The sequence below is a fragment of the Tabrizicola sp. genome, assembly GCF_031377265.1.
In the GTDB taxonomy this organism is placed as follows: domain Bacteria; phylum Pseudomonadota; class Alphaproteobacteria; order Rhodobacterales; family Rhodobacteraceae; genus JAUYQR01.
This window is the reverse complement of record NZ_JANMET010000256.1, coordinates 1-5,976: the sequence shown is the minus strand read 5'-3', so window position 1 is coordinate 5,976 and position 5,976 is coordinate 1. Positions and strand designations below refer to the sequence as shown.

At 61.7% G+C, this 5,976-nt stretch carries 6 protein-coding genes and 1 pseudogene; 2 read left to right on the top strand and 5 right to left on the bottom strand.

What is annotated here, in order from left to right:
* Positions 1-101 precede the first annotated feature (101 nt).
* From RMO18_RS14585 to RMO18_RS14570, 4 genes are all read right to left on the bottom strand, one after another.
* A complete protein-coding gene (locus RMO18_RS14585) occupies positions 102-716 on the bottom strand; it encodes a dihydrofolate reductase family protein (protein WP_309666852.1) in 615 nt (204 codons plus the stop codon).
* A 76-nt stretch (positions 717-792) separates the two neighbouring features.
* Complete coding sequence (locus tag RMO18_RS14580) at positions 793-1,263, bottom strand: VOC family protein (protein ID WP_309666850.1); 471 nt, start codon at positions 1,261-1,263, stop codon at positions 793-795.
* Between the two features lie 72 nt (positions 1,264-1,335).
* Entirely contained in the window at positions 1,336-1,776 is a 441-nt protein-coding gene (locus tag RMO18_RS14575; protein WP_309666848.1) for a glyoxalase/bleomycin resistance/extradiol dioxygenase family protein, read from the bottom strand.
* A gap of 100 nt (positions 1,777-1,876) precedes the next feature.
* Positions 1,877-2,941, bottom strand: coding sequence for an Mrp/NBP35 family ATP-binding protein (locus RMO18_RS14570; protein WP_309666846.1), 1,065 nt, complete (start codon positions 2,939-2,941; stop codon positions 1,877-1,879).
* Positions 2,942-3,180: 239 nt separating this feature from the next.
* Here RMO18_RS14570 and RMO18_RS14565 point away from each other — a divergent pair, with 239 nt between their 5' ends.
* Both RMO18_RS14565 and RMO18_RS14560 read left to right on the top strand, forming a co-directional pair.
* A complete protein-coding gene (locus RMO18_RS14565; RefSeq protein WP_309666845.1) occupies positions 3,181-3,411 on the top strand; it encodes a DUF1127 domain-containing protein in 231 nt (76 codons plus the stop codon).
* A gap of 356 nt (positions 3,412-3,767) precedes the next feature.
* Positions 3,768-4,934: a benzoate/H(+) symporter BenE family transporter gene (locus RMO18_RS14560; RefSeq protein WP_309666844.1), complete on the top strand. Its 1,167-nt coding sequence runs from the start codon at positions 3,768-3,770 to the stop codon at positions 4,932-4,934.
* 709 nt (positions 4,935-5,643) lie between these two features.
* On the opposite strand, the pseudogene RMO18_RS14555 reads toward RMO18_RS14560, so the two are convergent.
* Positions 5,644-5,976 (bottom strand): annotated as a pseudogene (locus RMO18_RS14555) (DNA helicase II); the annotation flags it as partial.

The following is a 5,976-nucleotide window of genomic DNA, read 5'->3' as shown; positions in this document are numbered from 1 at the left end:
CTTCGCCGCGCGGGGCACGCGTCATTCTAACGCCATCGCGACGGGTTTGACTCTGGCTGGCCGTTTCTGGCCCGTTGGCGTCCTGTTCGAAACCAGTCCGGTCATGCGGATACCTCGGCAAAGCTTCCTGTCCGCATTCGCCCGGCGGGCCTGTAGGTGCCAATAGTCACACCTGATTGTGTTGCCTTGCTGTCGACCAGCACCAGCTCGGTTGGGTCAACAGCTTCGGAAAAGAACCGTTTGCCGTGTCCGATAAAAACTGGAAAGACCAATAGCACGACCTCGTCTGCCAGTCCCGCCGCCACCAGAAGCGGCGTGATGGTAGAACTGCCCCAGACGATCAAGTCGGCGCCGTTGCCAGCCTTTACGGTGCGGATGCCTGCGGCAAGATCGGCGTCCAGCGCCTCAACCGGACCCCAGTCCAGGGTTTCCGGTCGGTGGGTCACCACGTATTTCCGTGCAGCATTCAGGCTGTCCGCCATGGGGCCGGACTGATGCGGCCAATGCCCGGCGAAGATATCATAGGTCTTGCGCCCGAGCAGAAGGTCAAAGCCCGCGCCTTGGGCATTGTCGATGGCCTCGCCGCCCGGAACGTCGTGGTGCAAGAACGCCCAGCCGCCGTGAGCAAAGCCGTTGGTTGGGTCTTCCTCCGGCCCGCCCGGCCCTTGAATCACACCGTCGAGAGAGATGTGCTCGATGATCCTGATCGTCCGCATGTCCTGCATCCACAAGCCGGACGTCCGGCCAGATGTTCAATGTCTTGGGTTCGCGCGCAAGAAAGCATCACTCGGTTCAGATCACTCTGACGGCGGCTTCGATCGCAGCAATGTCGATCTTGCGCATCTTCATCATCGCGGCCATCGCCCGATCCGATACCTCCTTGTCAGTGCTGAGGGTCAGGTCAGTCAGCCGCTTGGGAAAAATCTGCCATGAGACTCCAAAGCGGTCCTTCAACCAACCACAAACGCTTTCCTGCCCGCCGTCGGCGGTTAGCGCAGTCCAAAGGCGGTCTGTTTCAGCCTGGTCAGGGGTCTCGACGGAGATCGACACAGCTTCGGTCAACATAAAATGGGGCCCGGCGTCGAGGATTTGGTACGGAACGCCGCCCAGCCTGAAGTCGATCACCGAAAAGGTGCCCTGCCCGGCATCACCCGAAAAGATCCGCCCAACCTGGCTGCCTGGGATAAGACTGCAGTAGAATTCAGCAGCTTCACGGCCACGGCCATTACGGAACCAGAGGCATGTGCGAATGGAATTGGTCATTGGTTCAGTCCTCGTTTTGACTTGGAACTAGCGACGCGGCCTGCAACGCGACCGGCAATCAAAAGGGCAGAGTTACCCCTGCGGCCCAGGTTGCATGATCGCCCAACGAATGCCGAACGGGTCCAGCAGCAGGCCCCAGTTGTCACCCCAGAACTGACGTTCATAGGGGGCGATGACGGTGCAGCCCGCAGCCACGGCGCGATCCCACCAGGCCTGACCATCCGCCAGCACCAGTTGCAGATGGCCGCGTGGCATCGGGCCTTCACCTTGGTTATTCACGCCAACATCGGCGTAGTCGGTCAGCATCAAAGCCCCGCCGTTGATTTCGACCTGAATGTGCATGAATTGATCATCGGTGTCTTCCATGGGCATCCGGCCAAGGTCGCTGGCCGCGAAGGCCTTGATGTAGAAATCGGTCGCTGCACCGGCTTTTCCGGGGATCACCAGATAGGGGATGACGCCCTTCATCACGCGGTCATCAGGGTTGGTCTGGACTTCCATCTCAGTGGGCATCGAAACCTCCTGAAGCGAGTCGGGTGTGGTTTGCTGTCCAAAGTAACACATCAACTGGTTGGTATGCTGTCATGCCCTGATCACGCCCTAGATCGCGCCGTCAGGCCATGCCGCCTGCAACCAGCCGTGCAGCCAGCTTGGCGTAGGCGTCGGCGTGCGGGCCCCGCCCTGCGGCGATGGGCGTGCCACTGTCACCGGCCACGCGAACCTCCAGCGCCAACGGAAGCTCGCCCAAGAACGGCAGGCCCAGCTTGGCAGCCTCAAGCGCTACACCGCCATGGCCGAAGATATGCGCCTCGTGCCCGCAGTTGGGGCAGATGTAGGTCGACATGTTTTCGATCAGGCCAAGCACCGGAGTCTTCAGCTTGTCGAACATATCAACCGCCTTGCGCGCATCCAAAAGCGCCACGTCCTGCGGAGTGGACACGACAATCGCCCCGGTCAGATGCGTGCGCTGACACAGTGTCAACTGAATGTCACCGGTACCGGGCGGCAGGTCGATGATCAGGATATCAAGCTGGCCCCAGGCAACTTGACCAAGAAGTTGCTGCAGCGCGCCCATGATCATCGGGCCGCGCCAGACCACGGCCTCGTTTTCCTTCAGCATCAGGCCGATCGACATCATGGTGACACCATGGGCGACCAGTGGTTCGATGATCTTGCCGTCGGGCGAAGCGGGGCGTTTGGAAACGCCCATCATCTTGGGCTGGCTGGGGCCGTAGATATCGGCGTCGAGCAGCCCTACGCGGCGGCCCTGGCGCGCCAGAGCAACAGCAAGGTTAGAGGCGACGGTGGACTTGCCGACCCCACCCTTGCCAGAGGCGATGGCAATGATCCGGTCGATGCCCGAAATGCGCTGCGGGCCACCCTGCTGCGGGGTGGGATGTTGGCCGATCTTTATGCTGGGCGGTTTCGGCGCTGGCCCATGTGCAGTCATGACCACCTGCACCGACACGACGCCGGGCAGGCGGCGCAAGGCGGCCTCAGCCTCGGCCTGCGCGGAGCCGAGCGCACGGGCATCCTCAGGGGTAGGTGCTTCGATGATGAAGTGAATCTTGCCCCCCTCCACCGTAAGCGCACGAATCAGGTCGCGGCTGACCAGATTGCCTCCACCGGGCACCGCCACCTGTGCCAGAAGCCCAAGCACCTCTTGTCGTTCGACCACGTTCCGTTCCTCCAGCGCACAATCTTTGGACCAACGTCGTGATGTTTCAGCACAAGGGCAAGAGCGTCTTGACCAAATGCTCAAAATTCCAGCGAAGCGGCGGAAATTTCATAACAATTCCGTGACAGAAGCCATGCGGACGCTGCATGGCAGCATTGCACACCCCAACTATTGTGCAGCCGCAGCAATTGTCCCATGTTACCCCTAACAGCGCGACAGAACGTTGCCCGCAAATTCAAATGAGGCTTGAGAAAATGACTTATGTGAACAGCACCCGCGTCGCCCGTAATGGTCTGATCGATCGTTTGATGGCGGCAAGAACGACCTTCCTCGGCGCACTTGCCCAGCGTCGCCTTTATGCGACCACAGTGCGTGAACTTGCCGCGTTGAGCGACCGCGAACTGGCGGACCTTGGCATCAGCCGCCTTAGCATCAGCGATGTGGCCCGTGAGGCCGCTTACGGCAAATAAGTTTTCGTGAAGCCCCTTACCCTCCTCCCGAGGGGTTCTTGCGACAAGCGGCGGTGCCAATCCTCCTCCCTGGCATCGCCGCCCTTTTATTCCGGAGTTTCGGCTCCATATAGTTAGTGAACAGATTTAGGCGGCCCACTCCTCCTCCCTCGGGTCACCTGAACCAGCGGCGATGCCTCCCTCCTCCTTGGCATCGCCGCGCCCTTATCGGTTTCGGCGCCCTTCCTCCTCCCTTGGGGGCCGATGACTGGAGCGGCGGCTCTTAACCTCCTCCCGAAGAGCCGCCGCGACTGCTTTCTTCCCTTGAACCGCCTGCGTTCGGTCCCGATAGTCCGCTCTGGATGATCGGAGGCCGCATGCGCTTGTCAGTGATTTCGGCTGCCTTGGTGGCGGCGCTGGTCGGTTACGCCGCGTCTGTGGCCATTGTCTTGGCTGCGGCTGCAGCAGTCGGGGCCACGGTGGACCAAACGGCCAGCTGGCTGCTGGCGATATCGCTCGGCAAGGCGCTGGGATCGGCGCTGTTGTCATGGCGCACCCGTGTGCCGGTGGTGCTGGCATGGTCAACGCCGGGGGCGGCGCTGATTGCCGCGACTGGCGGAATCAACATGGCAGAGGCGGTGGGTGCCTTTGTGGCAGTGGGCGCAATGATCTTGCTGACCGGGACATGGCGCGCCCTAGGCCAGTTGGTTGCCAGAATCCCGGACGGGATCGCTGCGGGAATGTTGGCGGGGGTACTGCTGCCATTTTGCCTTAAAGGGGCGCTTGCGGCCCAAGCGCTGCCGCTGATCGTGCTGCCGATGGTGGCGCTGTTTGTGGTGGTGCGGATGTTCAGCCCGGCCTTTGCGGTGCTGGCAGCACTTGGCGGCGGGGTTGGCCTGGCGTTGATCACCGGAACCACGCTGCCCGAACTTGGCCTGCCCGTGCCGATTCTGACCCTGATCGTGCCGGAGTTCCGGCTGTCAGTCATCATTGGGCTTGGAGTACCGTTGTATCTGGTGACAATGGCGTCGCAGAATCTGCCCGGCTTTGCAGTCCTGCGCGCCGCTGGTTACGAGCCGCCGGTAGGCCCGGCACTGCGGGCGACAGGCGTAATCTCGGCGATAACCGCCTTTTTCGGGGCGCACACGGTGAATATGGCGGCGATCACTGCTGCGATTTGTCTGGGCCCAGAGGTGCATCCGGACCGTAATCAGCGCTGGAAGGTAGGGCTGGCCTACGGCGGTGCCTGGGTGGCCCTGGGGTTGCTAAGCCCGCTGATCATTACTGTGCTAGCCGCATTGCCGGGCGAAGTGGTGACAGCCTTGGTCGCGCTTGCGCTGCTCGGGCCCCTGATGGGGGCGCTGAGTGGGGCATTCGCAGCGCCGCCACAGCGGTTTGCCGCCATAATGACCCTTGCGGTGACCGGGTCCGGGGTTGCCGCGTTCGGCGTCGGCGCGGCATTCTGGGGGCTGACGGCGGGGCTGGCCGTTTACGGGTTGGAGCGGTTGCGCCACGACGCCATGCCCCCCAAACAAGGTAGCTGACGCCCGTTTGCCTGATTTGGCGGATGCGCCGTTGCGAGAGCGGCGCGTCGCAGTATCGCGTCAGCGTCTTTTGTCGAACGCTCCGTTAACCAGGTTCAGACAGAATTCAACCCAAACCCGAATGTGGGCGGTTCGTGCAAGAGCATTTCTGCGGAAATCAGAAGTCGACTAAGCGCGTGCAATATCTGCATGCGCACTGCTTACAGACCAGCGCGATACAGCACGGATCGTGTCGCGCTCTTCCATGACGGCGGGCCCTAAGTGCAGGTCGACAACTCAATAGTGATCTCGACCAAGGTTGCGACTGCTTCGGTGATCAACGCGGACGTGGGCGCCGTAGTAGGCGACCCGGCAAGGACCTGCGACCTACGCCAGAGGGTCAGTGTCTGACAACGCGCAGGTTCAACATAAACTCGAACTTCACCGCCTCGAACGTGGCAATGATCGCCAATGGTGACAGCAAAGTGGCCACCAACAGCAGCTCCAGCCAAGTTGAGCACAAAGGTACCAGCTTTCACGCAGAAGGCCCGAACCAGATCCCCGTGTGACTTAGGTTCAGCAGCTGTCGGAAGACGACAGCAGCGTCCTGCCAAGCATCAAGACTTCAGGTACGTAATGCCCGCCTGAAACTGACGAACCGCAGAACCATTCGGGTGTGTGGCCGTTCGCATTTGCCGCGTCCTCGATGCGTCGTCCGGGGTCGTGCGGCTTAGAACGGGACGTCGTCTACCTGATCCGCCGGAACCACCCAGCGCGCGACGATTTTCTTCAACCCGGCCTGATCAAAATCGACGTCCAGCTTGTCGCCTTCGATTCCGGTGATCTCGCCGTAGCCGAATTTCTGGTGGAACACCCGTTCGCCCCGGACATAGGCCGACAGCGCCTCAGCGTCGATCACTACGTTGCGGGCCTCGCGGGGCTGGCTGACGGGTCGGGTGGCCTGACGTTCCTGCATCCGTTTCCAGCCCGGCGAATTGTAGGCATCGGCCTTGGAAACGCGCTCCTCCAGGCTGGAGCCGAAACCAACCTGCGCCGCCGCCCC

What these genes read in the sequence shown, in the direction of transcription:
- RMO18_RS14560 (WP_309666844.1), top strand. Translation starts at nt 3,768, where the DNA reads ATGCGCTTGTCAGTGATTTCGGCTGCCTTGGTGGCGGCGCTGGTCGGT.
- RMO18_RS14585 (WP_309666852.1), bottom strand. Translation starts at nt 716, where the DNA reads ATGCGGACGATCAGGATCATCGAGCACATCTCTCTCGACGGTGTGATT.
- RMO18_RS14565 (WP_309666845.1), top strand. Translation starts at nt 3,181, where the DNA reads ATGAGGCTTGAGAAAATGACTTATGTGAACAGCACCCGCGTCGCCCGT.
- RMO18_RS14580 (WP_309666850.1), bottom strand. Translation starts at nt 1,263, where the DNA reads ATGACCAATTCCATTCGCACATGCCTCTGGTTCCGTAATGGCCGTGGC.
- RMO18_RS14575 (WP_309666848.1), bottom strand. Translation starts at nt 1,776, where the DNA reads ATGCCCACTGAGATGGAAGTCCAGACCAACCCTGATGACCGCGTGATG.